Annotated in this window: 19 protein-coding genes and 1 riboswitch; of the genes, 13 read left to right on the top strand and 6 right to left on the bottom strand. The window is 70.6% G+C overall.

Going from position 1 to position 22,151, the window contains the following annotated elements; all coding sequences use genetic code 11:
- Nucleotides 1-138 precede the first annotated feature (138 nt).
- Entirely contained in the window at nucleotides 139-1,041 is a 903-nt protein-coding gene (locus tag AB6A65_RS01615) for an EamA family transporter (protein ID WP_371036603.1), read from the top strand.
- Nucleotides 1,034-1,660: an inner membrane-spanning protein YciB gene (locus tag AB6A65_RS01610; protein WP_371036602.1), complete on the top strand. Its 627-nt coding sequence runs from the start codon at nucleotides 1,034-1,036 to the stop codon at nucleotides 1,658-1,660. The genes AB6A65_RS01615 and AB6A65_RS01610 overlap by 8 nt, the downstream gene beginning before the upstream one ends.
- An 85-nt stretch (nucleotides 1,661-1,745) precedes the next feature.
- On the opposite strand, the gene AB6A65_RS01605 is transcribed toward AB6A65_RS01610, so the two are convergent.
- Complete coding sequence (locus AB6A65_RS01605) at nucleotides 1,746-2,453, bottom strand: glutathione S-transferase N-terminal domain-containing protein (RefSeq protein ID WP_371036601.1); 708 nt, start codon at nucleotides 2,451-2,453, stop codon at nucleotides 1,746-1,748.
- 21 nt (nucleotides 2,454-2,474) lie between these two features.
- The gene (locus AB6A65_RS01600; protein WP_371036600.1) at nucleotides 2,475-3,419 is read right to left on the bottom strand and encodes a DUF726 domain-containing protein; all 945 of its coding nucleotides are present in this window, start codon (nucleotides 3,417-3,419) and stop codon (nucleotides 2,475-2,477) included.
- Nucleotides 3,420-3,533: 114 nt separating this feature from the next.
- A riboswitch (SAM riboswitch) is annotated at nucleotides 3,534-3,612 on the top strand.
- A gap of 61 nt (nucleotides 3,613-3,673) precedes the next feature.
- Here AB6A65_RS01600 and metZ point away from each other — a divergent pair.
- Both metZ and folE2 read left to right on the top strand, forming a co-directional pair.
- Complete coding sequence (gene metZ / locus AB6A65_RS01595) at nucleotides 3,674-4,855, top strand: O-succinylhomoserine sulfhydrylase (RefSeq protein ID WP_371036599.1); 1,182 nt, start codon at nucleotides 3,674-3,676, stop codon at nucleotides 4,853-4,855.
- Nucleotides 4,856-4,977: 122 nt separating this feature from the next.
- A complete protein-coding gene (folE2, locus tag AB6A65_RS01590; protein ID WP_371036598.1) occupies nucleotides 4,978-6,072 on the top strand; it encodes a GTP cyclohydrolase FolE2 in 1,095 nt (364 codons plus the stop codon).
- Nucleotides 6,073-6,079: 7 nt separating this feature from the next.
- Here the strand turns inward: folE2 and AB6A65_RS01585 are convergent, their stop codons facing one another.
- Nucleotides 6,080-6,448 carry a VOC family protein gene (locus AB6A65_RS01585; RefSeq protein ID WP_371036597.1) on the bottom strand — a complete coding sequence of 123 codons (369 nt, stop codon included), beginning with the start codon at nucleotides 6,446-6,448 and terminating at the stop codon, nucleotides 6,080-6,082.
- A gap of 96 nt (nucleotides 6,449-6,544) precedes the next feature.
- Here AB6A65_RS01585 and AB6A65_RS01580 point away from each other — a divergent pair, with 96 nt between their 5' ends.
- Nucleotides 6,545-7,993 (top strand): TrkH family potassium uptake protein, encoded by a 1,449-nt coding sequence (locus AB6A65_RS01580; RefSeq protein ID WP_371036596.1) that lies wholly within the window; start codon nucleotides 6,545-6,547, stop codon nucleotides 7,991-7,993.
- Nucleotides 7,994-8,015: 22 nt separating this feature from the next.
- Here the strand turns inward: AB6A65_RS01580 and AB6A65_RS01575 are convergent, their stop codons facing one another.
- Entirely contained in the window at nucleotides 8,016-9,761 is a 1,746-nt protein-coding gene (locus tag AB6A65_RS01575; RefSeq protein ID WP_371036595.1) for a trypsin-like peptidase domain-containing protein, read from the bottom strand.
- A gap of 160 nt (nucleotides 9,762-9,921) precedes the next feature.
- On the opposite strand from AB6A65_RS01575, the gene AB6A65_RS01570 reads away from it, so the two are divergent.
- From AB6A65_RS01570 to glmM, 8 genes are all read left to right on the top strand, one after another.
- Entirely contained in the window at nucleotides 9,922-10,863 is a 942-nt protein-coding gene (locus tag AB6A65_RS01570; protein ID WP_371036594.1) for a glycine--tRNA ligase subunit alpha, read from the top strand.
- A 93-nt stretch (nucleotides 10,864-10,956) separates the two neighbouring features.
- Nucleotides 10,957-11,487: a DUF6446 family protein gene (locus AB6A65_RS01565; RefSeq protein WP_371036593.1), complete on the top strand. Its 531-nt coding sequence runs from the start codon at nucleotides 10,957-10,959 to the stop codon at nucleotides 11,485-11,487.
- On the top strand, nucleotides 11,487-13,742 hold the full coding sequence (glyS, locus tag AB6A65_RS01560) for a glycine--tRNA ligase subunit beta (RefSeq protein WP_371036592.1): 2,256 nt from the start codon (nucleotides 11,487-11,489) through the stop codon (nucleotides 13,740-13,742). The genes AB6A65_RS01565 and glyS overlap by 1 nt, the downstream gene beginning before the upstream one ends.
- Nucleotides 13,743-13,773: 31 nt before the next feature.
- Nucleotides 13,774-16,380 (top strand): putative PEP-binding protein, encoded by a 2,607-nt coding sequence (locus AB6A65_RS01555; protein WP_371036591.1) that lies wholly within the window; start codon nucleotides 13,774-13,776, stop codon nucleotides 16,378-16,380.
- Nucleotides 16,381-16,506: 126 nt separating this feature from the next.
- The gene (locus AB6A65_RS01550) at nucleotides 16,507-17,145 is read left to right on the top strand and encodes a cell wall hydrolase (RefSeq protein ID WP_371036590.1); all 639 of its coding nucleotides are present in this window, start codon (nucleotides 16,507-16,509) and stop codon (nucleotides 17,143-17,145) included.
- 100 nt (nucleotides 17,146-17,245) lie between these two features.
- The gene (locus tag AB6A65_RS01545; RefSeq protein ID WP_371036589.1) at nucleotides 17,246-18,175 is read left to right on the top strand and encodes a dihydroneopterin aldolase; all 930 of its coding nucleotides are present in this window, start codon (nucleotides 17,246-17,248) and stop codon (nucleotides 18,173-18,175) included.
- A gap of 43 nt (nucleotides 18,176-18,218) precedes the next feature.
- A complete protein-coding gene (folP, locus tag AB6A65_RS01540) occupies nucleotides 18,219-19,235 on the top strand; it encodes a dihydropteroate synthase (RefSeq protein WP_371036588.1) in 1,017 nt (338 codons plus the stop codon).
- Nucleotides 19,225-20,574 (top strand): phosphoglucosamine mutase, encoded by a 1,350-nt coding sequence (gene glmM, locus AB6A65_RS01535; RefSeq protein ID WP_371036587.1) that lies wholly within the window; start codon nucleotides 19,225-19,227, stop codon nucleotides 20,572-20,574. Before folP ends, glmM begins: the two co-directional genes overlap by 11 nt.
- Nucleotides 20,575-20,577: 3 nt before the next feature.
- Here the strand turns inward: glmM and AB6A65_RS01530 are convergent, their stop codons facing one another.
- Together AB6A65_RS01530 and AB6A65_RS01525 are read right to left on the bottom strand one after the other, a co-directional pair.
- Nucleotides 20,578-21,123 carry a hypothetical protein gene (locus AB6A65_RS01530; RefSeq protein WP_371036586.1) on the bottom strand — a complete coding sequence of 182 codons (546 nt, stop codon included), beginning with the start codon at nucleotides 21,121-21,123 and terminating at the stop codon, nucleotides 20,578-20,580.
- A 56-nt stretch (nucleotides 21,124-21,179) separates the two neighbouring features.
- On the bottom strand, nucleotides 21,180-22,118 hold the full coding sequence (locus tag AB6A65_RS01525; protein ID WP_371036585.1) for a DMT family transporter: 939 nt from the start codon (nucleotides 22,116-22,118) through the stop codon (nucleotides 21,180-21,182).
- Between the last annotated feature and the right edge of the window lie 33 nt (nucleotides 22,119-22,151).

Below are 22,151 nucleotides of genomic sequence, written 5' to 3'. Positions count from 1 at the left end.
GTCGCCGTCGGCCCCAGACACCCGCCATGCCCGCATGGCCTCTTCGAATCGCTGCTCCGCACCGCGAACCGGCCCGCCCGCGCCACCGCGCCCGGTGCGCGCCCGGCCAGGGCGGGCGCCCGAAACAGCGCGGCGGGCATGAGCGCGTGGCTCGTCTCGCTCGAGGGCACGGCGGCGGGCGAGACGCTCGCCGCCGCGCTCGCGCTTTTCGCGGCCTTCCTGCACGCCGTCTTCGGCGCGCTGCAGAAGGGCCGGCACGACCCCTGGCTCAGCCGCGGCGCGATCGATGCCGCCTATGCGGCGATGGCCGCGCCTTTCGCCCTTTTCGTCGTGCCCTGGCCCGAGCCGCACATGTGGCCGATCTTCGCCGGGGCCATGGCGATCCACCTGGGCTACAAGATCCTGCAGGCCCTGGCCTACACGCGGGGGGCCTATACGGTGGTCTACCCGGTGGTGCGCGGGACCGGGCCGCTCTTCGCGGTGCTGGGCGCGCTCGTGATCTTCGGCGAGGCGTTCACGCCGATGCAGTGGCTGGGCCTCGCGGTCCTTCTGGCGGGGATCTTCGGCCTCGCCGCCTACAACCTCGCCTTCTGGCCCACAGCGCGCGAGACGCTGCCCGCGGCGCTCGGCCTCGCCTTCGCCACGGGGCTCTTCGTGGCGCTCTACACCACCTGGGACGCCTACGGGATCCGCGCCACCGCCGATCCCTTCACCTTCCTCGCCTGGTTCTTCCTGCTCGACGGGATCATGCTGCCGGGCTTCGTCTACCTCCACTGGCGGCGGATGCCGGCGCGGCCCGCGGCCGCGGGCCTGATGCTGCGCGGCGTGATCGGCGGCCTCGTGGCCTTCGGCAGCTTCGGCTCGGTGATGCTGGCCACCCGGCTCGACGACGTGGGCGAGGCGGCGGTGCTGCGCGAGACCTCGACCGTCTTCGCCGCCCTCATCGGCTGGCTCGTGCTCAAGGAGACGGTTGGGCCGCGCCGGATCACGCTGATGGCCTTGATCGCGGCGGGGGCCGTGATAGTGGAAGCCAATGGCTGACAACCGCCCCACCGACCCGAAGCCCGTGGCTCCCTGGCTCAAGCAGACGCTGGAACTGGGCCCGCCGCTTCTGTTCTTCGTGATCTACCTGCGGCTCAGGGACGACGTCTTCACCATCGCCGGCACGGAATATTCCGGCTTCATCGTGGCGACGGTAGCCTTCGTGCCGATTCTGCTTGCCTCGATTGGGGTGCTCTGGTGGCTGACCGGACGGATGAGCCGGATGCAGGTCTTCACCGCGATCATGGTGGTCTTCTTCGGCGCGCTCACCGCCTGGTTCAACGACGAGCGCTTCTTCAAGATGAAGACGACGATCGTCTACGGCTTCTTCGCGGCGCTGCTCGGGCTTGGGCTTCTGCGGGGGCGGAGCCTGCTGGCCTACGTGCTCTCGGAGGCGCTGCCAATGCGCGAGGAGGGCTGGATGATCCTCACGCGGCGGCTGACGGCGATGTTCGCCGCGCTCGCCGTGGGCAACGAGTTCGTCTGGCGCACCATGTCCACCGACGCCTGGGTCAAGATCGAGACCTTCGGCTTCCCGATCCTGCTTTTCGTCTTCCTCTGGTGGCAGATCATGGCGCTCCAGCATCACATCGAGGACGGGGACGAGGGCGGGCGCTGAAAAAGGGGGGCTGTCCGCCCCCCTCGGGGCGTCGCCCCTCACCCCCCGAGAGTATTTGCGCCAAGAAGAAGGGGCGGGCGCGGCCCTAGCCCTTCTGTCCGAACAGGATCTTCTGCGCCTCGCGGTCGTCGGCGGCGGAGCTGCGCATCTCGGCGGCGAGGTCGCGGCCCGTCCGCACGGCGGGGCGCGCGCCCACCTCCTCGAGCCAGCGCTTCATGTGGGGCTTGTCGTCCAGCGTCTGCTCTTGGCCTTCCCAGAGCGAGGCCCAGGGCCAGATCGCCATGTCGGCGATGGAGTAGAACTCCCCGGCCGCGTAACGGGTCTCGGCGAGCCGGGTGTCGAGCACGCGGTAGAGCCGCGCGGTCTCGTTGCGGTAGCGATCCTTGGCGTAGGGCAGGTCCTGCGGCGGATCCATGGCGGGCGCGTATTTCAGGAAGTGATGCGCCTGGCCGGCCATCGGGCCGAGCCCGCCCATCTGCCACATGAGCCACTCTTCCACCGCCACGCGCTCGCGCTCGGTGCTTCCGTGGAAGCGCCCGGTCTTGCGGGCGAGATATTGCAGGATCGCCCCCGATTCGAAGACGGAGATGGGCCGGCCGTCGGGGCCTTCGGGGTCCACGATCGCGGGCATGCGGTTGTTGGGTGCGATCTTCAGGAACGCGGGGTCGAACTGGTCGCCCTTGCCGATGTTCACGAGCTTGACCTCGTAGGGCAGCTCCATCTCCTCCAGCGCGATGGCGATCTTCCAGCCATTGGGCGTGGGCCAGTAATGCAACTCTATCGGTCGGGTCATCCGGGCCTCCTGTGCTCGCCGTCAGGATGACGTGTTCGGCAGCAATGACAAGGCCGCGTCCCCGTGCGCCGGCGCAAGAAGCCGTGACCATCGGGGTTGCGGGCGTTGGGGCAGCTGGGCGCGGAGCGCTGCGAGCGGCAGGGTCTCGGGGCGGCGGAGAAGTGCGCGGTAGAGTCCGAAGACGCCCGGGCGGAGATAGGCCGACCAGTGGCAGACGCGCCGCGCCGGGGCCGCGACGGGGAAGCCGCGCGCGCGCAGCACGGCGAGGGTGGCCGGGTCGTCGAGCTGGAGCGTGAGCGCGCCGGGCCGGTCGCCGAGACCGTGGCCGAGCGTGAGGTCGCCCCGCCGCGGCGGGGCGATCAGCCGCTCGAGCAGGAAATCGAAGAGGTCGTTCTCGCGGCTCGTGACGTTGACGATCTCCGCCGCGCGGCCCGCGGGCGTGGCGAGCGCCGCCTCGGCACGGCTGGCGAACTCGGCGCCCGCGAGCAGGATGGCGCGGGTCACGGCCCGCTCGGGCAGCCGGGCAAGGGCTTGCAGCACCACCCGCGCGCCGAGCGAATGGGCGAGCGCATGGATCGGACGGTGGGGCGCGGTGGCGTGCAGCACCTCGATCGCCTGGGCAAGCGCCGCCCCCGCCCCCGCCGCGCGGTCGTAGGCCTGCCAGATCGTGCCGCGCGCGTTCCAGCCCAGCGCGATGCCGAGCCCTTCCTCGGGACCGCCGGCGCCGAAGCCGAGGCCGCGCGGCCAGCTGAGCGCCTTCCAGCAGTCTCCGCGCTCTTCGAGCGAGAGGATGTGGCCGTGCGGGCAGCGCGCGGGGTGGCCGGGACGGAACTTGTAGCCATGCACCATCACGATGATCGGCCCGCTGCCCGTGCGCGCCGCCTCGGCGAGCAGCGGCCCGGGCGCATCGGCACTCCCGTGCAGGTGCGGCGTCTCGCCCAGTGCATCCAGTCGCAGAAGCGGCATCGCCCATGCCCCACTACATGTTGTGGGCAACGCTTAGGGCGGCCATACGAAACTGGCGTGACGGCGGGGTTACGGATTCGTGACGGTGTTGACGTGCAACAGCGCCGCGGGTAACCGCGGTCCCGTGGCGATTTGTTCACCGGATTGCGGGCCACGCGAAAGATACCGCTAAAGAGGTCAAGACGAAGGGCCCCCGTTCGCTTGACCGCGCGTGGGGGCTTTTTCGTCCGGGCGAGCCCCGGGGGAGGTGCAGGATGTCGGAGGGCTGGAAGCCGCGCACGCGGCTGGTGCATGGCGGCGCGCGGCGCTCGCAATACGGGGAGGTGAGCGAGGCGCTCTTCCTCACCCAGGGTTTCGTCTACGACAGTGCCGAGGCCGCCGAGGCGCGGTTCCGCGCCGCCGGCCCCGACGAGTTCATCTATGCCCGCTACGGCAATCCGACGGTGGCAATGTTCGAGGATCGCATCGCGGGCCTCGAGGGAACCGAGGACGCCTTCGCGACCGCGAGCGGCATGGCGGCGGTGTCGGGCGCGCTCATGTCGATGCTGCGGGCGGGCGATCATGTCGTGGCCGCCCGCGCGCTTTTCGGTTCCTGCCTTTACGTGCTGGAGGAGGTGCTCGCCCGCTACGGGGTCGAGGTGAGCTTCGTGGATGGCACCGACCTCGATCAGTGGCGCGCGGCGCTGCGCCCCGGCACGCGCGCGGCGTTCTTCGAATCCGTCTCGAACCCCACGCTGGACGTCATCGACATCGCCGCCGTTTCGGACATCGCCCATGCCGCCGGCGCGACCGTCGTCGTGGACAACGTCTTCGCCACCCCCGTCCATTCGCGGGCCGCGCTGCAGGGCGCGGACGTCGTGATCTATTCCGCCACGAAGCACATCGACGGGCAGGGCCGGGTGCTTGGCGGCGTCATCCTCGGAACGCGGGAGTTCATCCGCGGGACCGTGGAGCCCTACATGAAGCATACGGGCGGTGCGCTTTCGCCCTTCAACGCCTGGGTTCTCCTGAAGGGCCTGGAAACCATGGATCTGCGGGTGCGGGCGCAGACCGAGACGGCCGCGCGGCTGGCCGCGGCGCTGGAGGGTCATCCGAAGCTGTCGCGCGTCCTCTATCCCGGCCTCGCCTCGCATCCGCAGCACGCGCTGGCGCAGCGGCAGATGGGCGCAGGGGGCACGATGCTCGCGCTGGAGCTCGCCGGCGGGCAGGAGGCGGCGTTCCGCTTCCTCAATGCCCTCGATCTTGTCGTCATCTCGAACAATCTGGGCGATGCGAAGTCGATCGTCACCCATCCTGCCACGACGACCCATCAGCGCCTGCCCGAGGCGCAGAAGGCCGTGCTGGGGATCACGCCGGGGCTCGTGCGGCTCTCTTGCGGGCTCGAGGACGGCGACGATCTGCTGGCCGATCTGACCCGCGCGCTCGACGCGGCATGAGCGGTCCGGGGGCGGCGTGAGCGCCGGGCGCGGGCCGGAAAATGCTGCGTCGCCGTTGGATTTCCGCCCGCGCCCGTCCTATGTCTTCAGCCGACAGAGGATCTGCCGAAGGGGCGAGCCCGATGAATGTGCATGTGAGCGAGATGGAAACGGCGCCCGACCGCAAGGAGGCCGAGATGGCGCTGGCCCGGCTGCGGCGCTGGATCGAGGACGCGAGCGAGGAAGAGATCGCCGCGCTCGACCCGGCTGTCCTGCGCCTGCTGCCCGGGCACGACGGCTACCCCGAACTCGCGCGCGACTATCCGGATGATTTCCGCGCCGACGCGGCCTACAAGGCCACGCTGCCGGACCTTCAGAACGGCCCGGCCGCGCTCATCCGCGGCGCGCGGCGGCCGATCCAGCATGTGGGCATCTCCAACTTCCGCCTGCCGATCCGCTTCCATACCCGCGACAACGGCGACCTGACGCTCGAGACGTCCGTCACCGGCACGGTGAGCCTGGAAGCCGAGAAGAAGGGCATCAACATGAGCCGCATCATGCGGAGCTTCTACGCCCACGCCGAGCGGGTGTTCAGCTTCGACGTGATCGAGGCGGCGCTCGACGACTACAAGAGCGATCTCGACAGCCTCGACGCGCGCATCATGATGCGCTTTTCCTTCCCCGTACGGGTGGAGAGCCTGCGCTCGGGCCTGTCGGGCTACCAGTATTACGACATCGCGCTCGAACTGGTGGAGACGGCGGGCCAGCGTCGCCGCATCATGCATCTGGACTATGTGTATTCGTCCACCTGCCCCTGCTCGCTGGAGCTGTCGGAACATGCGCGGCGGGAGCGGAGCCAGCTCGCCACGCCCCATTCGCAGCGGTCGGTGGCGCGGGTCTCCGTCGAACTGACGGGCGAGGGGTGCCTGTGGTTCGAGGATCTCGTGGAACTCTGCCGCCGCGCGGTGCCCACCGAGACCCAGGTGATGGTCAAGCGCGAGGACGAGCAGGCCTTCGCCGAGCTCAACGCCGCGAACCCTATCTTCGTGGAGGACGCGGCGCGGCTTTTCGCCGCCGAGCTGGAGCAGGACGCGCGGGTGGGCGACTTTCGCGTGGCGGCCAGCCACCAGGAGAGCCTGCACAGCCACGACGCGATCTCGGTGCTGACCGAGGGTGACACCTTCGCCGCCGAAAGCCTGGATCCGAAGCTGTTCGCCACGCTGATCCACGCGCGCTGACGCGCGCTCAGCCGCGGTGCCGGCTCATCCACCAGGTGATGCCGCCAACGCGGACGCCGGCGCGGCTGTCGCCCTCGGCCGTGTCCCGCGGCGGTTGCACCTCCTCGGCCCCGGCGGCGAGCGCGGTGCGGTGCGCGGCGGCCGGGTCGGCGACCCAGACATGCACATGCGCCTCGGGCCCGTCCGGGGCCTGGCCGATCATCACCGTGCCGTCGTCGAGGCGCAGCGTCATGTGCCTGATCCCGCCGCCTTCGTGGCGGTGCGCCTCCAGCACCTCCGCGCCGAACACGGCCTTCAGGAACTCGGCCTGCGCCGCCGCATCGGAGACGATGAGGTAGGGGGCCACGCTCGTCTGCCCCTCGGGTTTCCAGTCCATCGCGTGCCCTCCACCTCGCGAGCGTCTCACGAAGACGCGGCGCAGGGCAAGGCGCGCGCTTGACAGCCGCGCGACGGCCCGCCAACGCTCCGCCTCATGTTCGATCTGCGCCCGGTTGGATACGTCATCGGCCTGCTCGTCGCCGTGCTCGGCGCGGCGATGCTTCTGCCGATGCTGGTGGACATCGCCGAGGGGCGCGGCCACTGGCCCGTCTTCGCCCAGAGCGCCTTCGTCACCGGGCTTTCGGGCGGGCTCATCGCGCTGGGCTGCGCCAACGGCGCGCGGGCAGGTCTGTCGATCCAGCAGGCGTTCCTGCTCACCACGGGTGTCTGGGCCGTTCTGCCGCTGTTCGGCGCGCTGCCCTTCATGATCGGCGCAACGCAACTGAATCTCGTGGACAGTTATTTCGAGGCCATGTCGGGCATCACCACGACCGGTTCGACCGTGATCGTCGGCCTGGACGAGTTGCCGAAGGGCCTGCTTTTGTGGCGGGGCATCCTGCAGTGGCTGGGTGGGCTCGGCATCGTCATCGTCGCGATCGTGTTCCTCCCCGTGATGCGCGTTGGCGGGATGCAATTCTTCGAGACGGAGGCATTCGACACGCTTGGCAAGGTCCTGCCGCGGGCACTCGATATCTCGAAGGGACTGATACAGGTCTATGTCGGCCTGACGCTGGTGTGCAGCCTTGTCTACTCGGCGACCGGGCTGACGCCCTTTGAGGCGACCGTCCATGCGATGACCACGATCTCGACCGGAGGATTCTCGACGTCCGATCTTTCCTTCGGCGCCTTTCCGGGCGCGCCTCAATACGCGGCGGCGCTGTTCATGATCTTGGGCGCGCTGCCCTTCGTGCGCCTGATGCAGCTCATCTACGGCAACCCGGCCCCGCTTTGGCGCGACAGCCAGATCAGAACGTTCCTGCGATGGGTATTTTATGCCCTAGTGCTGCTCCTCGCCTATGAGTGGGTCGCAACCGGTTTTCTTGACGAAAACGGCGTGCGGCTGCGGCTTTTCAACCTCGTCTCGATCTTTACCGGAACAGGTTATGGCGCGGGCGATGTCACGGTCTGGGGGGCAATGCCCTTCACGGTGCTGTTCGTCGTGGGCATGATCGGTGGCTGCACCGGCTCCACCGCCTGCTCGATTAAGATCTTCCGGTATCAGATCCTACTCAACGCGATTCGCGTTCAGGTCCTCAAGATCCGTGCGCCTCACCGACAGATGAGCTTGCGATACGATGGCCAGACCCTTTCAGAGCAGGTCGTGACGTCGGTCATGGCGCTTTTCACGCTCTACATCCTGTCGCTGGGCTTTCTCTCCACGGGTCTTGCACTGTTGGGGCTGCCCTTGCTAGACGCTCTCACGGCCGCTTGGACATCGCTTTTCAACGTCGGACCCGCCTTTGGCGAATTGGTCGGAGCGACCGGTGCTCTCGACGCCTTGCCCGACGCGGCCAAGTGGATGATGTGCCTCGCCATGCTGGCAGGACGGCTCGAGCTTCTTGCAGTGATCGTCCTGTTTCTGCCTGTATTCTGGCGCGCCTGAGGGCGCGCGCGCCGGCCGGCGGTCACTCCCAGCAGCTCACCAGCACGGTCATGTCCATCGCGCGCCGCGTCAGGTCCTCGGGCGCGATCGCCGCCGCCGGCTGCGCCGTGCGCGCCGGGACGCCCGCCGCCTCGATCAGGGGACGCAGGGCGTCCGACCTGGCGGCGAAGCGGACGTCGCCGGGCAGCTGCCGGTCGCCCTCGGCCCGGGGCAGCAGGAGGCCCATAACCGCGCCGGTCTCGTCGAAGACAGGCCCGCCCGCGTCGCCCGGCAGCGCGTCGAGGTCGAGGCGCTTGATCTCCGTCTCGCCCTGAAGCCCGTTCAGCGCCGCGAGCCGGCCGAAGGTCAGCGTGGGCGCGGTGAGTTGGCCGCCGAAGGAGTAGCCCGAGACCGCAACCTCGGAGCGCAGGCGCGCCGACCCGTCGGAGAAGGCCGCGACCTCGGCGGGGGCGAGCGCGGAGACAGGCCGCAGCACCGCCACGCCGAGCGCCTCGTCGAGCGTGACCACCCGCGCGTCGAACTCGCCCTCCAGCGTGATCCGGCCGCAGCCCCGAACGGCCTCGGCGGTGGTGAGCACCGTGCCGCGATCGTCGATGTAGAAGCCCGAGCGCGAGAGCCTCGGCACCCGCACGGCGAGCCCCGAGACAAGGTCCACGGCCTGCGCGTCGTCGCTGCCCGCGCTGGGCGGCAGCACGCCGGCGAGGCGGGTGAAGCTTTCGCGCATCTCCTCGAGGAGGCGCGCGCGGCGCGTCTCGTCGTCCGCCGGCCAGACCAGGGTGAAACCCTTGATCCGTCCGCCCTCGAGCGATGCCTCCGTGTAGGAGACGATCCCGGCGTTCCGGCCTTCGAGCGTGAAGCGGTCGCCCGTCCGCGTGCGCGGCCCTTCGGGCGGCACGATTTCCAGCGTCTGCATGATGTCGAAGAGCCCCGCGAGCGTGTCGCGGTCGCCGGCCTGGCTGATCAGCAGGACGCGCGCGTCCTGCACCTCTCCTGTCGCTTCGTAGTGGGCGAACGGGTATTCATGGCGGTCGAAGGTGACCGCGGCCGTGGGCATCAGCATCTCGATCCCCGCCGTGGCGTCGGCCACGCTTGCAAGGCCCAGCTCCTCGAAGATCGCGTTGTACTGGCCCAGCAGCGCGGCGCGCTGGCGGGTCGTCAGGATGCCCGTGACCTCGTGGCCGTTGGCCGCCTGCCAGTCGGCCATGGCGCCGCGCGTGCCGCGCCCGAAGGCGGCGTCGATCGCACCGCCGTAGAACCCCGCCCAGCGCAACGCCTCCTGCAGTTCCGCGCGCTCCCGGCGGGTGAGCGCGGCCTCGCTCCGGCGTGCCTCGGCCGGGGTTTCCCCGGCGGGCTCCGGCTCTGCCAGCGGCGCGGGCGCCTCAAGGGTGCCCACCCCGTCCGCGCGGGGCAGGGCGGTGGCGGGGGGGTCGCGTTGGATCGCGCCCACGGGCCAGAAGCGCTGCCCGTAATCGGAGCTTCGCGCGATGTAGCTGTCGCCGGGGATCAGCCCCGCGTTGCGATAGCGGAAGAGAAGCGTGGAGGCGTCGTCGCGCGGGTAGGGGCCGAGCGTGACGGCATACCATCCCGCGCCGAGCGCGAAGCCGTTCACGTCGGGCAGGCGCGCGGCGTAGGCGCGCGCGCGGGTCTGCGCCTCCTGGAGGCTGGGCAGCGCCTCCACCTGCACGAAGACACTCTCGGCCTGTTGCGCGGCGGCGGGCCGCAGAAGTCCGATCACGACGAGCGAGAAAACGACGAATACCCTGACCATTACTGCTCTTTTCCGTTGGCTTGCCTGCGATGGAGAGTTTACCGCAACACGAGGCGGTTGCGAGCGGGAATTTCCCGGGCCGGGGCGCGTTTCGCGGGCGCGATTGACCGCGATGCCGCACCGGCATAGGTAAGGCGCGTTCCCGAGGCGCGAGGCAGGCATGGCAGAGGCAACGACGAAGCCGCGCAGCTTCCAGGAGGTGCTCCTGCGGCTGCAGATCTACTGGGCCGAGAAGGGGTGCGCCGTGCTTCAGCCCTACGACATGGAGGTGGGCGCGGGCACCTTCCACCCCGCGACCACGCTGCGCGCGCTGGGGCCCAAACCGTGGGCGGCAGCCTATGTCCAGCCCTCGCGCCGGCCCACCGACGGCCGCTACGGCGAGAACCCGAACCGGTTGCAGCACTATTACCAGTTCCAGGTGCTCATCAAGCCGTCGCCGCCCGACCTTCAGGAGCTCTACCTCGGATCGCTCGCCGCCATCGGCATCGACATGGAGCTTCACGACATCCGCTTCGTCGAGGACGACTGGGAAAGCCCGACGCTGGGCGCCTGGGGGCTGGGCTGGGAGGTCTGGTGCGACGGGATGGAGGTGAGCCAGTTCACCTATTTCCAGCAGGTGGGCGGGCATGACTGCCACCCCGTCTCGGGCGAACTCACCTACGGGCTGGAGCGGCTGGCGATGTATGTGCTCGGCATCGATCACGTCATGGAGATGCCCTACAACGCCCCCGACGCGACCTTCCCGCTCAGCTACGGCGACGTGTTCCACCAGACCGAGCAGGAATACAGCCGCTTCAACTTCGACGTGGCCGAGACGGAGATGCTGCTGCGCCATTTCGAGGACGCCGAGACCGAATGCGAGGCGATCCTCGCCCATCCGCAGGAGGATCCGAAAACCGGCAGGCGGATCGTCATGGCGCATCCCGCCTACGATCAGTGCATCAAGGCGAGCCACATCTTCAACCTGCTGGACGCGCGCGGCGTGATCTCGCCCACGGAGCGGCAGGCCTACATCGCGCGGGTGCGCGCGCTGGCGAAGAAATGCGCCGACGCCTTCGTCGCAAGCCCCGCCGGCGGCTGGAGCGCGCCCGATGCCGCGTAACCCCGGGCGGTCACACGGGCGCTCCGCGTGCATTGCACGGCCCTCAGGCCGTTGCGCCACGGCCGCGTTGTCCTGCCACAGGGAGGTGACCCGGTGACCGGGAAGCTCGTCAGCCTGCTGATCCTCGCAAGCGGCCTGATCGGGGGCGCGGCGCTCTGGTATCTCCAGATTCACGCCTTCTACGACGAGGTGCCGCCCTCGGGACCGGAGGACGTGCGCCTGACTGCCCGCGCAAGCGGCGTGCCCGAGCCCGTGGCCCACGGCGATTTCCGCGCCATCGACTCCGACAGCTCGCCGATCCGCTACCGAGCGTGTTTCACCGTCTCGATGCCGCGCGCGGACCTCGCGGAGACCTACGTCACGATCGAGGACGCCGTGCCGCTCGTCGCCCCGGGCTGGTTCGACTGCTTCGACGCAGAGGCCATCGGCGCGGCGCTCGAGAATGGCAGCGCCACGGCCTTCCTCGGGGTGGAGAACATCGAATACGGCGTGGATCGCGTGGTGGCCATCTTCGAGGACGGTCGCGGCGTCGCGTGGCACCGACTGAACCGCTGCGGCGAGGAGGTCTTCGACGGCAAGCCCGCCCCCGAAGGCTGCCCGCCCCCACCGCAAGGCGAGACCTGATGCCCGATCTTCTCATCGAACTCTTCTCCGAGGAAATCCCCGCCCGGATGCAGGCCCGCGCGGCCGAGGACCTGAAGGCGCGCGTGACCGACGGGCTGGTGGAGGCGGGGCTCACCTACGCCTCGGCCGGCGCGTTCCGCACGCCGCGCCGCCTCGCGCTCGCCGTGGAGGGGCTGTCCGCGCGCTCGCCGGCCGTCACCGAGACGCGGCGCGGCCCGCGCGTGGACGCGCCCGAGAAGGCGGTGGAGGGCTTCCTGCGCTCCACCGGCCTCTCGCGCGAGGATCTCTCGGTCCAGGAGGACAAGAAGGGGTCCGTCTACGTCGCCCGGATCACCACGCCGGGCCGCGAGGCGGCCGAGATCGTGGCCGAGGTGCTCGAGAGCGTGATCCGCAACTTTCCCTGGCCCAAATCCATGCGCTGGGGCGCGGGCACGCTGCGCTGGGTGCGGCCGTTGCACGCGATCCTGTGCATCCTTTCGGACGAGGCGGGCGCGCAGGCGGTGCCGCTCACGGTGGACGGCATCGCCGCGCGCGACACGACGCGGGGTCACCGGGTGCATGCGCCGGACCCGTTTCCTGTCGTGAATTTCGATGAATACGCGGCGAAGCTGAAGCGCGCGAACGTGATGCTCGACGCCGAGGAGCGCGCCGGGCACATCCGGCACGACGCCGCCAACCTCGCCTTCGCGGCCGGGCTCGAACTGGTGGAGGACCGCGGCCTGCTGGACGAGGTGGCGGGGCTTGTCGAATGGCCCGTCGTGCTCATGGGAGAGATCGGGGCGGAGTTCCTCGACCTGCCGCCCGAGGTTCTGCGCACTTCGATGAAGGAACATCAGAAGTTCTTCTCGGTGCGGAACCCGGCAACGGGCCGGATCGAGCGCTTCGTCACCGTGGCCAATGTGGAGGCGCCCGACGGCGGCGCCACGATCCTCGCCGGCAACCGCAAGGTGCTTTCCGCCCGGCTCTCGGACGCGAAGTTCTTCTGGGAGAACGACCTGCGCGTGGCGAAAGAAGAGCACATGCACCCCTGGCTCGACCGGCTCTCCACGGTCACCTTCCATGGCAAGCTGGGCTCCCAGGCCGACCGGGTCGCGCGCATCGCCGCGCTCGCCCGCGAGATCGCCCCGGCGGTGGGCACCGCGCCCGACCGCGCGGGGGAAGCGGGCGGCATCTGCAAGGCCGATCTCATGTCCGAGATGGTCTTCGAGTTTCCCGAGCTTCAGGGCCACATGGGCCGGCTCTACGCCGAGGCGGCGGGTTTCGATCCCGACGTGGCCGCGGCGGTGGAGGAGCATTACGCGCCGCTCGGCCCCTCGGACGCGGTGCCCGAGGCGCCCGTGTCGGTGGCCGTGGCGCTGGCCGACAAGATCGATCTGCTGACGGGGTTCTGGGCGATCGACGAGCGGCCCACCGGCTCCAAGGATCCCTTCGCGCTCCGGCGCGCGGCGCTCGGCGTCATCCGCATCGTGCTGGCGAACGGTCTTCGATTGAACCTCGACCGCTTCGTCGACGCGCAGCTTCTGCGCCACAAGATCGCGCTCAACCGGGACGACGCGGAGGAAAAGGAGATCGAGGCGCTCGAGGGCATCCTGGACGAGGTCGCCCGTCACGGCGTCTTCGGCGCGGCCTTCCGCACCGTCCTGGGCCGGTTCGACGGGGAGGAGGATGCGCCCTCGACGGAGGACGGATCGCTCCTGCGCACGGTGGGCGATCTCGTGCCCGATCTTTCCACCGACCTGCTGGCCTTCCTTCACGACCGGCTGAAGGTGCATCTGCGGGGCGAGGGGCTGCGCCACGATGTGATTGACGCCACGCTCGCCATGCCGGGTTCGGACGACCTCGCGCTCGTGGTGGCGCGGGCCGAGGCGCTGGGCGCGCTGCTTGAAACCGAGGAGGGCGAGAACCTGCTTCAGGGGTTCCGCCGCGCCAACAACATCCTGACCCAGGCCGAGGACGCCGATGGCGTGGAATACAGCTTCGGCGCCGACCGCAGGCTGGCCGAGGCGCCCGAGGAGACGGCGCTCTTCGACGCGCTCGACGCCGCCGAGGCGGAGATCGGGCGCGCGCTCGCGGCCGAGGATCACGGCGCGGCGATGCGCGCGATGGCGGCGATGCGCCCCGCCGTGGACGCCTTCTTCGAGGCGGTGCAGGTCAACACCTCGAACTCGGTGGTGCGACGCAACCGGCTGAACCTGCTCTCGCGCATCCGCGACGTGTGCCTGCAGGTCGCGGACCTGCGCCGCATCGAAGGCTGAGCGGGCCCTTGCCAGCGCGCGCGCCGGGCGTATGCTGCGCGAACTCCCGGGAGGTGCCGCAGTGCAGCAAGACGAGGCCCGCATCACGGCCGTGACGGCCGACGCGCCGATCAGCGCCCCCACCCACGGGGGGCGCGCGAAATGCCTGCAGCGTCTCGTCCGGCTGGACCTGCCGGTGCCGCACACCGTCGCGCTGGGCTTTGCCGCGGTGCGCGACATCGCCCGTGGCGTGCCGCCCGATACCGCGACCATCCTCGGCCATTTCCCCGAGGATGCGCTGCTCTGCGTGCGTCCCTCGTCAGAGGATCCGGACTGGGGCGGGCCGGGGGCGATCCTCAATATCGGGATGAACGGCGCGCGCCACGCCGCCTTGTCGGAAACGCTTGGCGAGGAGGCCGCGACCTCGCTCTATTTCCGGTTCGTGCAGGCCTATGCGGTGCATGTCGCGCGGCTCGACCCCGACATGTTCGACGAGATCGAAGGCGCGGGTCAGCAGGCGCTGGGCGAGGCGCTGCGGGCCTACGAGGACGAGACCGAGGAGCCTTTCCCGCAGGATCGCGCCGTGCAACTGTCGGCGGTGCTGAGGTCCATGGCACGCGCCTGGGAGGGCACGACCGCGCGGCTTCTGCGCCGCGCGAAGGGGGCGCCCGACGATGCCGGGCTCGGCCTCGTCGTGCAGGAGATGGCCTTCGGCCTCGGCGCGGGCGAGTGCGGCTCGGGCGTGCTGCAACTCGTGGACAGCACCGCCGGCGAGGCCCGCGTCACCGGGCGCTATCTCAGCCAGAGCCAGGGCCGCGAGGCGCTGCGCGAAAGCGACGCCGCGCTCTACCTCGAGCGCGATCCGCGCGGCCCGTCGCTGGAAGAGCGCGCGCCCGAGGTCTTCGCCGAGCTTCTCGCCCATGGCCGGCTGATGCGCGAGAAGCTTCGCGACGAGATGCAGGTGGAATTCACGCTGGAGAACGGGCGGCTCTACATCCTCGACGGCGTGCGGGTCGCGCGCGCGCCGCGCGCGGCGCTGCGCATCGCGGTGCAGCTTGCCGAGGAGGGGATCATCTCCCGTCACGAGGCGCTGATGCGCATCGAGCCGCGCGCGCTTTCGGAACTCCTGCACCGCCAGGTGGCGCCCGGCGCGCGCCGCAACCGGCTCGCCCGCGGGGTGGCGGCGAGCCCGGGCGCGGCCTCGGGCCGTGTGGTCTTTTCCGCGGAGGCCGCGCAGGCCGCGGCGGCCCGCGGCGAGGCCGCGGTTCTGGTCCGCCGCGAGACCTCGCCCTCGGACATCCGCGGGATGCACGCGGCGGTCGCGGTGCTGACCGAGCGGGGCGGCATGACGAGCCACGCGGCGGTGATCGGGCGCGGCCTCGGCCTGCCCTGCGTGGTGGGCGCGTCGGAGTTGCGCTTCCAGATGGGCAAGAAACAGCTCACGGCGCCGGATGGCCGGACGCTGCGCGAGGGCGACATCATCACCGTGGACGGGACATCGGGAGACGTTCTCGCCGGGGCGCCCGCGATGGTGGAGGCCGCGCTGGACGACGCGTTCCAGACCTTTCTGGGCTGGGCCGACGAGGCGCGCGACATCGGCGTGCGCGCCAATGCCGACACGCCCGCCGACGCGCAGACCGCGCGGAACTTCATGGCGCAGGGTATCGGGCTCTGCCGGACGGAGCACATGTTCTTCGAGGCCGACCGCCTGACGCCGATGCGCGAGATGATCTTCGCCGACACGCCCGAGGACCGGCGTGCGGCGCTCGACCGCCTGCTGCCGATGCAGCGGGGCGATTTCATAGAGCTTTTCCGCATCATGCAGGGTCAGCCGGTCTGCATCCGGCTTTTCGATCCGCCGCTGCATGAATTCCTGCCCTCCGACCGCGCCGGGCTGCGGGATCTCGCCGACGCGCTGGACCTGCCGCTGTCGGACGTCACCCGGCGTGTGGAGGCGATGGGAGAATACAACCCCATGCTGGGGATGCGCGGGGTGCGGCTCGGCATCGCCGTGCCCGAGATCTACGAGATGCAGGCGCGCGCCATCTTTGAGGCGACGGTGGAAGCCAGCCGCGAGGGCGCGCCGGTCGTGCCCGAGATCATGATCCCGCTGGTTTCGGCCAAGCGCGAGGTGGAACTCGTCAAGACCCGGGTGGATTCGGTGGCCGCGGCGGTCTCCACGGAAAAGGCGGCGCGGTTCAGCTACCGCCTCGGCGTCATGGTCGAGACGCCGCGCGCCTGCCTGCGGGCGGGCGACATCGCCCAGCACGCGGCCTTCCTGAGTTTCGGGACGAACGACCTCACGCAGATGACCTACGGGCTGTCGCGCGACGATGCCGGGCGCTTCATGTCGGCCTATGTCGAACAGCGCGTCTTCGCGGAGGATCCGTTCCACGTGCTCGACGTGGATGGCGTGGGCGAGCTTCTGAGCATCGGCGCCGAGCGGGGCCGCGCCGCGCGGCCCGACGTCACGCTGTCGCTCTGCGGCGAGCATGGCGGCCATCCCGAATCGATTGCCTTCTGTCGGAAAGCCGGTTTCGATTATGTTTCCTGCTCTCCCTTCCGTGTTCCGATCGCGCGTCTTGCCGCAGCGCAGCTTGCGATCGCCGACAAGATCGCGCAGCCGGAGCGGCTTGTGGCGCCAATATCTGGTGCCTGACACTATCCGGTCGGCAGTGACGCACCGACGCCGGGCCCCCCGGGTGGACGTTTGCGACATCCTTGCGCTATAGAGCGGCGAAATTGAGACGACCTGTGGGGGCCGCCGAACGTCGGCGGAAAGAACATGCGTATCATTCTCGCTGCCCTGACCGGGCTCGCGGTGTCGGTCACCGCGGCCCAGGCAGAGCTTTCACTCGATCCGATGGGACACATCGTGCGGCAGGAGCAGGCCGCGCTGGGCGCGGTGCCGCGCGAGCGGCTGAAACGCCTCGCCTCCGGCGATCCCGCGGCCGACACTCCGCTCGAGATCGACTATTCGCGCACATGGCTTTCGACGCGATCAGCCGCCGAGGGCGGAGAGGAATGGCGCTGCCTGTCCGAGGCGCTTTATTTCGAGGCCCGCGGGGAAAGCGTGAAGGGCCAGTTCGCCGTCGCGGAGGTGATCCTGAACCGCGTGGACAGCGCGATCTTTCCCGACAGCGTCTGCGGCGTCGTGAAGCAGGGCACCGGCCAGCGGTATCAATGCCAGTTCACCTACACCTGCGACGGCCAGCCCGAGGTGATCCACGAAAAGACGGCATGGTCACAGGTTGGAAAGGTCGCTCGCGCGATGATCGACGGCGCGCCGCGCGATCTGACCAAGGGCGCCACGCATTACCACACCAAGGCGGTGAACCCGCGCTGGGCGCGCGTCTACCCGCGCACGGCGACGATCGGGGTGCATCACTTCTACCGCAAGCCGACGCAGCTCTCCTCGAACTGAGCGCGTGGCCGCAAACGGGCGCCGGGATGCCGCTGACCGCCCTGTTCGCCGGCAGTCGGCGGCTGTAGGGTCCGCGGCGTTGCCGCTGCCGGAGCCCATGATGACACAGGACATCCGCCTTGCCTTCGCGCATCCCGCCGAGCGGGCGATCGCCACGGCCGACGATCGCCCGCGCGACCGGATCTCGTTGCGCGATCACGTGGTCGAGGTCGAGATCGGCGCCTTCCAGGCCGAGCGGGGCACGACGCAGCGCATCTGCTTCAACGTGGTGGTGGAGGTGCGCCAGGCCTCCGAGCCGCTGGACGACGACGTGGACCGGATTCTGAGCTACGACCGCGTGACGGAGGCCATCGCCCACGAGCTGGCCGCGGAACGTGTCAACCTTCTGGAAACGCTCGCCGAGCGCGTCGCCGAGCGCATCCTGCTCGAGCCGCAGGCGATGCGGGCCTTCGTCCGCATCGAAAAACTGGACCGCGGGCCCGGCGCGCTCGGTGTCGAGATCGTGCGCACGCGGCGCGACCTGCCGCGCGAGCTGCACCTGGTGGGCGACGACGATCGCCCGCACCCGGCGATCGTCTACCTGTCGAACGCCGCCATCGCCTCGCCCCGCCTCGCGGGCTGGCTGGACCAGCTGGAGGCGGCGGGCCGGCCGGCCATCCTTTGCGTGGGCGTGCCGGAGCTTCCCGCGCCACGGACGCGGGCGCGGCTGGCCCAGCGCCGGATCGACCTGCTCGCCATCGAGCAGAACGCCTGGGTGCTGGCCGGCCGGGACGCGCGCTGCGTCGTGGTCGAAAGCCGGACGGAACTGGACTGGGCGATGAAGCACGGCCAGATCAGCGTCTGGGCGCCGTCGAAGATCGTTCTCGACGCTGCCGCCTCCCCGGAGGCGGAGCCGGGCGACGCCGTGGCGCTGGCCGCGTGGCTCGGCCAGCAGATGGACGCCGCGGAACTGCTGTTCATCGGCGAAACGCCGCCGGACGGGTCGGGCCTGCCAGTGCGCCGCGTGCCCGAGGCGGCCGAACGGCTCTGAGGCGCTTGCCAATCGAGGCGCTTTCGCCCATGCACCGGGCCAGATGATCTATTTCAGACCGCTCTTGCAGTCCGGTCCGGCGCGGCCGGCCGATGCGTTGTCCCTCGCCGGCGGCGCGCTTTGGTTCAGCCGGGTCGAGCGGCTGGAACGTGGCGCGCCCGCCCGGGTGATCGGCGCCTCGGAGATGCCGGATGACTGGCGCCATGCGCTGACCGTGCCGCGCCCGAAGGTGGCCGGGGTCGCGATGGACGCCCCGCGCCTGATGGGCATCCTCAACGTCACGCCCGACAGCTTCTCGGATGGCGGGCAGCATTTCGAGGCCGGCGTCGCGATCGCGCGGGCGCAGGCCATGGCGCGGGACGGGGCGGACATCCTCGACGTCGGCGGGGAATCCACCCGCCCCGGCGCGCACCCCTTGCCCGAAGAGGAGGAGATCGCGCGCACCGCGCCGGTGATCGCGGCGCTGCGCGGCAAGGTGGCGGCGCCCGTCTCCATCGACACCCGCAAGACCGCGGTGGCCCGCGCGGCCGTGGAGGCCGGCGCGCGCATGCTCAACGACGTCTCGGCGCTGACGCACGATCCCGCGCTTGCCGGCTATTGCGCCGAGGCCGGGCTTCCCGTCTGCCTCATGCACATGCAGGGCACGCCGGAGACGATGCAGGATGATCCGCGCTACGACGACGTGGTTCTGGATGTCTTCGACGGGCTTGCGGCGCGCATCGCCGCGGCGGAGGCCGCGGGCATCGCCCGCGCGCGGATCGTGGCCGACCCGGGCATAGGCTTCGGCAAGACCGTGGCGCACAACCTCGCGCTCATCCGCGGGCTGGCGCTCTTTCACGGGCTGGGCGTGCCGGTGCTGCTGGGGGCCTCGCGCAAGGGCTTCATCGGCAAGCTGGGCGGCGCGCCCGAGGCCGCCCGCCGCGCCCCGGGATCGATCGCCGTGGCGCTCGCGGGCGTGGCGCAAGGCGCGCAGATCCTGCGCGTGCACGACGTGGCCGAGACCGCGCAGGCGCTGCGGCTCTGGCAGGCGGTGCATCACGGAGAAGACCATGACGCGTAAGTTCTTCGGCACGGACGGGGTGCGCGGCACCGCGAACAGCTACCCCATGACGGCCGACGTGGCGCTGCGGCTGGGGCGGGCGGCGGGCCGCTACTTCCGCCGCGACACGGTCGCGGGCGCGGTGCATCGCGTGGTGATCGGAAAGGACACGCGGCTGTCGGGCTACATGTTCGAGAATGCGCTGACCGCGGGGCTGACCTCCACGGGCATGAACGTGCTGCTGCTCGGCCCGGTGCCGACACCCGCCGTGGGGCTTCTGACGCCCTCGATGCGCGCCGACCTGGGCATCATGATCTCCGCCTCGCACAACCCCGCGCACGACAACGGCATCAAGTTCTTCGGCCCCGACGGCTTCAAGCTGTCCGACGAGGCCGAACTGGAGATCGAGGCGCTGCTGGAGACGGGAGTCGATGCCGCCCCGGCGGGCGAGATCGGGCGCGCGCGGCGGATCGACGACGGGCGCTTCCGGTACGTGGAGCGGGTGAAATCCACCTTTCCGCAGGGCATGCGCCTCGACGGGATGAAGGTCGTGGTGGATTGCGCCAACGGCGCCGCCTATCGGGCCGCGCCCGAGGTGCTATGGGAACTGGGCGCCGACGTGGTGGCGGTGGGTGTTCGCCCGAACGGTTTCAACATCAATGACGGTGTCGGCTCCACCGCGCCGCAGGTGGCCGCGGAAACCGTGGTGGCCCACGGCGCCGATGTGGGCATCTGCCTCGACGGCGACGCCGACCGGGCGGTTCTGATCGACGAGACCGGCCAGATCGCGGACGGCGACCAGATCATGGCGCTCATGGCGACGCGCTGGGCCGGCGAGGGGCGTCTGCGCGACGGCACCCTGGTCGCCACGGTGATGTCCAATCTCGGGCTCGAGCGGCACCTCGAAGCGGCGGGCCTGCGCCTCGAGCGGACCCGCGTGGGCGACCGCTACGTGGTGGAGGCGATGCGCCGGGGCGGCTGGAACCTCGGCGGCGAGCAGTCGGGGCACATCGTGATGACCGACCACGCCACGACGGGCGACGGGCTGATGGCGGGCTTGCAGTTCCTCGCCGAGATGGTGCGCACGGGCCAGCCTGCCAGCCGCCTCGCGCGGCAGTTCGAGCCGGTGCCGCAGCTCCTGAAGAACGTGCGCTACGCCGCCGGACAGGCGCCGCTGGAGGCCGCCTCGGTGCAGGAGGCGATCCGTGCGGCCGAAGGCCGGCTCGGGGCGCGCGGGCGGCTTCTGATCCGGAAGTCGGGAACCGAACCGCTGATCCGCGTCATGGCCGAGGCCGAGGACGAGGCGCTGATGGCCGCGATCGTGGACGAGGTCGTGGCCGCGGTCGAGCGCGCGGTCTGAGGCTCAGTTCCGCCGCCAGTCCAGGCGGATCAGGACCGGCTGAGGGCCCTCGCCGGGCCGGCGAAGCACTTGCCCAACCACCGGCAGCCCCTCGGGCAGGCGTGGCAGGCGGGTGCGCGGCCGGCGGAGCGGCAGCCAGTAGCTCACCGGACCCGCGAGGATCACGACCTGGCGCGCGGGCCCGGCCCCGGCGAGGTCGGCGAAAAGCGTGGGGCCGGGTCCGAGGCGCACGCGCCCGACCTCTTCCGCGCCGGCGAACCGCTGCGGGACGGTGGGCGTGATCAGGCCGAAGCGGTGCTCGTTCTGCGCCACGGCCGGCAGGTCGAGGGAGAAGACCTCGGCCGTCGCGTCCCCGAGCAGCAGAAGGCGGCGCACGCGCCCCGTGCCCCGCGGCGCGCCGGCCAGGTCGCGCCCCGAGATGTCGGGCACTTGCAGGAGTTCGAGGTTCGGACCGACCTCGATGTCCTCGTCGTCATCGAACTGCGCCAGGGCGGCGCGCCCCGTCGCCAGGGAGAGCGCCGCACCGAGAATGAGATTGCGCCGTCGCATGGACCCCCCTTGCCGGTCTTGCCGTCGGCCCGATCCTACACCATCGCCGGCGCGTGTCACCCGGTCCGTCGGAAGAGCGCGCCCAGCGCCCGCCACTGGCTGAGGACCAGCCCGGCAAGGATCAGCGCGAGCGCGGTCAGCAGCGAGGGCGGCAACGGCTCGTTCAGCAGCGCCCAGCCGAACATGATGGACCAGACCGGCACCTGGTAGTTCACGAGGTTCATGAAGACCGGGCCCGCGCTGCGGATCACGACGATGCGCAGAAGCGCCGCCGCCGCCGTCGGCACGAGCGCCAGCGTCACCAGCGCGAGGAGCGCGGCGCGCGGCGGCGCGACGGGCAGACCGTCCACGGCCAGCGCGACGGGCAGGGCGATCGCCGCGCCCACCAGAAGCGTGAGGCTCGCCAGCGCCACGGGGTCGATCGGCGGACAGCGCCGGGTGAGGATCGAGCTGACCGCGTAGCAGGCGGCCGCCGCGAGGCAGGCCAGCCGGCCAAGCGCCTCGCCCGCGACGCCGGTCGAGGCGAAGGCGCCCGGGCCGATGAGCACGGCAACCCCCGCGAACCCCACCAGGAAGCCCGCCACCCGGCGCCAGCCGAGCCGCTCGCCCGGGACGAAGACATGCGCGAGCGGCAGCACCATCAGCGGGACCGCCGCCATGCAAACCCCGGCGAAGCCGCTGGTGACGTAGGTCTGCCCCCAGGAGAGCGCCATGAAGGGCAGCATCGTGCCGGTCAGCCCGACGGTCAGAACATAGGGCCAGCGCGCCCGATCGTCGCGGACCAGCCGCACGGGCCCGCCCCGGAAGGCCCAGACCGCACACAAGAGCGCAGCGGCGAGCGTGAGCCGCCCGGTCGCGACCCAGAGCGGCGTGAACCCCTGAAGCGCGAGCTCGATTACCATGAAGGTCGCGCCCCAGACGAGGCCGAGCGTGGCGACCATGCCCCAGCTGCGGGCGGTGATCACGGGCAGGTCGTGGGGAAGGGCGGTTTTCAAATCGGTTCCGTGACCTACATTCATTGGTAACGA

This window comes from Rhodosalinus sp. FB01 (genome assembly GCF_041365715.1).
Taxonomy (GTDB): domain Bacteria; phylum Pseudomonadota; class Alphaproteobacteria; order Rhodobacterales; family Rhodobacteraceae; genus Rhodosalinus.
Note: the sequence above shows the minus strand (reverse complement) of the source record. Positions and strands in the feature narration are given on the sequence as shown.

Bases quoted from the DNA above. Each gene is read 5' to 3' on its own strand.
- AB6A65_RS01615 (WP_371036603.1), top strand. From the start codon at position 139: ATGAGCGCGTGGCTCGTCTCGCTCGAGGGCACGGCGGCGGGCGAGACG.
- AB6A65_RS01610 (WP_371036602.1), top strand. From the start codon at position 1,034: ATGGCTGACAACCGCCCCACCGACCCGAAGCCCGTGGCTCCCTGGCTC.
- AB6A65_RS01605 (WP_371036601.1), bottom strand. From the start codon at position 2,453: ATGACCCGACCGATAGAGTTGCATTACTGGCCCACGCCCAATGGCTGG.
- AB6A65_RS01600 (WP_371036600.1), bottom strand. From the start codon at position 3,419: ATGCCGCTTCTGCGACTGGATGCACTGGGCGAGACGCCGCACCTGCAC.
- metZ (WP_371036599.1), top strand. From the start codon at position 3,674: ATGTCGGAGGGCTGGAAGCCGCGCACGCGGCTGGTGCATGGCGGCGCG.
- folE2 (WP_371036598.1), top strand. From the start codon at position 4,978: ATGAATGTGCATGTGAGCGAGATGGAAACGGCGCCCGACCGCAAGGAG.
- AB6A65_RS01585 (WP_371036597.1), bottom strand. From the start codon at position 6,448: ATGGACTGGAAACCCGAGGGGCAGACGAGCGTGGCCCCCTACCTCATC.
- AB6A65_RS01580 (WP_371036596.1), top strand. From the start codon at position 6,545: ATGTTCGATCTGCGCCCGGTTGGATACGTCATCGGCCTGCTCGTCGCC.
- AB6A65_RS01575 (WP_371036595.1), bottom strand. From the start codon at position 9,761: ATGGTCAGGGTATTCGTCGTTTTCTCGCTCGTCGTGATCGGACTTCTG.
- AB6A65_RS01570 (WP_371036594.1), top strand. From the start codon at position 9,922: ATGGCAGAGGCAACGACGAAGCCGCGCAGCTTCCAGGAGGTGCTCCTG.
- glyS (WP_371036592.1), top strand. From the start codon at position 11,487: ATGCCCGATCTTCTCATCGAACTCTTCTCCGAGGAAATCCCCGCCCGG.
- AB6A65_RS01555 (WP_371036591.1), top strand. From the start codon at position 13,774: ATGCTGCGCGAACTCCCGGGAGGTGCCGCAGTGCAGCAAGACGAGGCC.
- AB6A65_RS01550 (WP_371036590.1), top strand. From the start codon at position 16,507: ATGCGTATCATTCTCGCTGCCCTGACCGGGCTCGCGGTGTCGGTCACC.
- AB6A65_RS01545 (WP_371036589.1), top strand. From the start codon at position 17,246: ATGACACAGGACATCCGCCTTGCCTTCGCGCATCCCGCCGAGCGGGCG.
- folP (WP_371036588.1), top strand. From the start codon at position 18,219: ATGATCTATTTCAGACCGCTCTTGCAGTCCGGTCCGGCGCGGCCGGCC.
- glmM (WP_371036587.1), top strand. From the start codon at position 19,225: ATGACGCGTAAGTTCTTCGGCACGGACGGGGTGCGCGGCACCGCGAAC.
- AB6A65_RS01530 (WP_371036586.1), bottom strand. From the start codon at position 21,123: ATGCGACGGCGCAATCTCATTCTCGGTGCGGCGCTCTCCCTGGCGACG.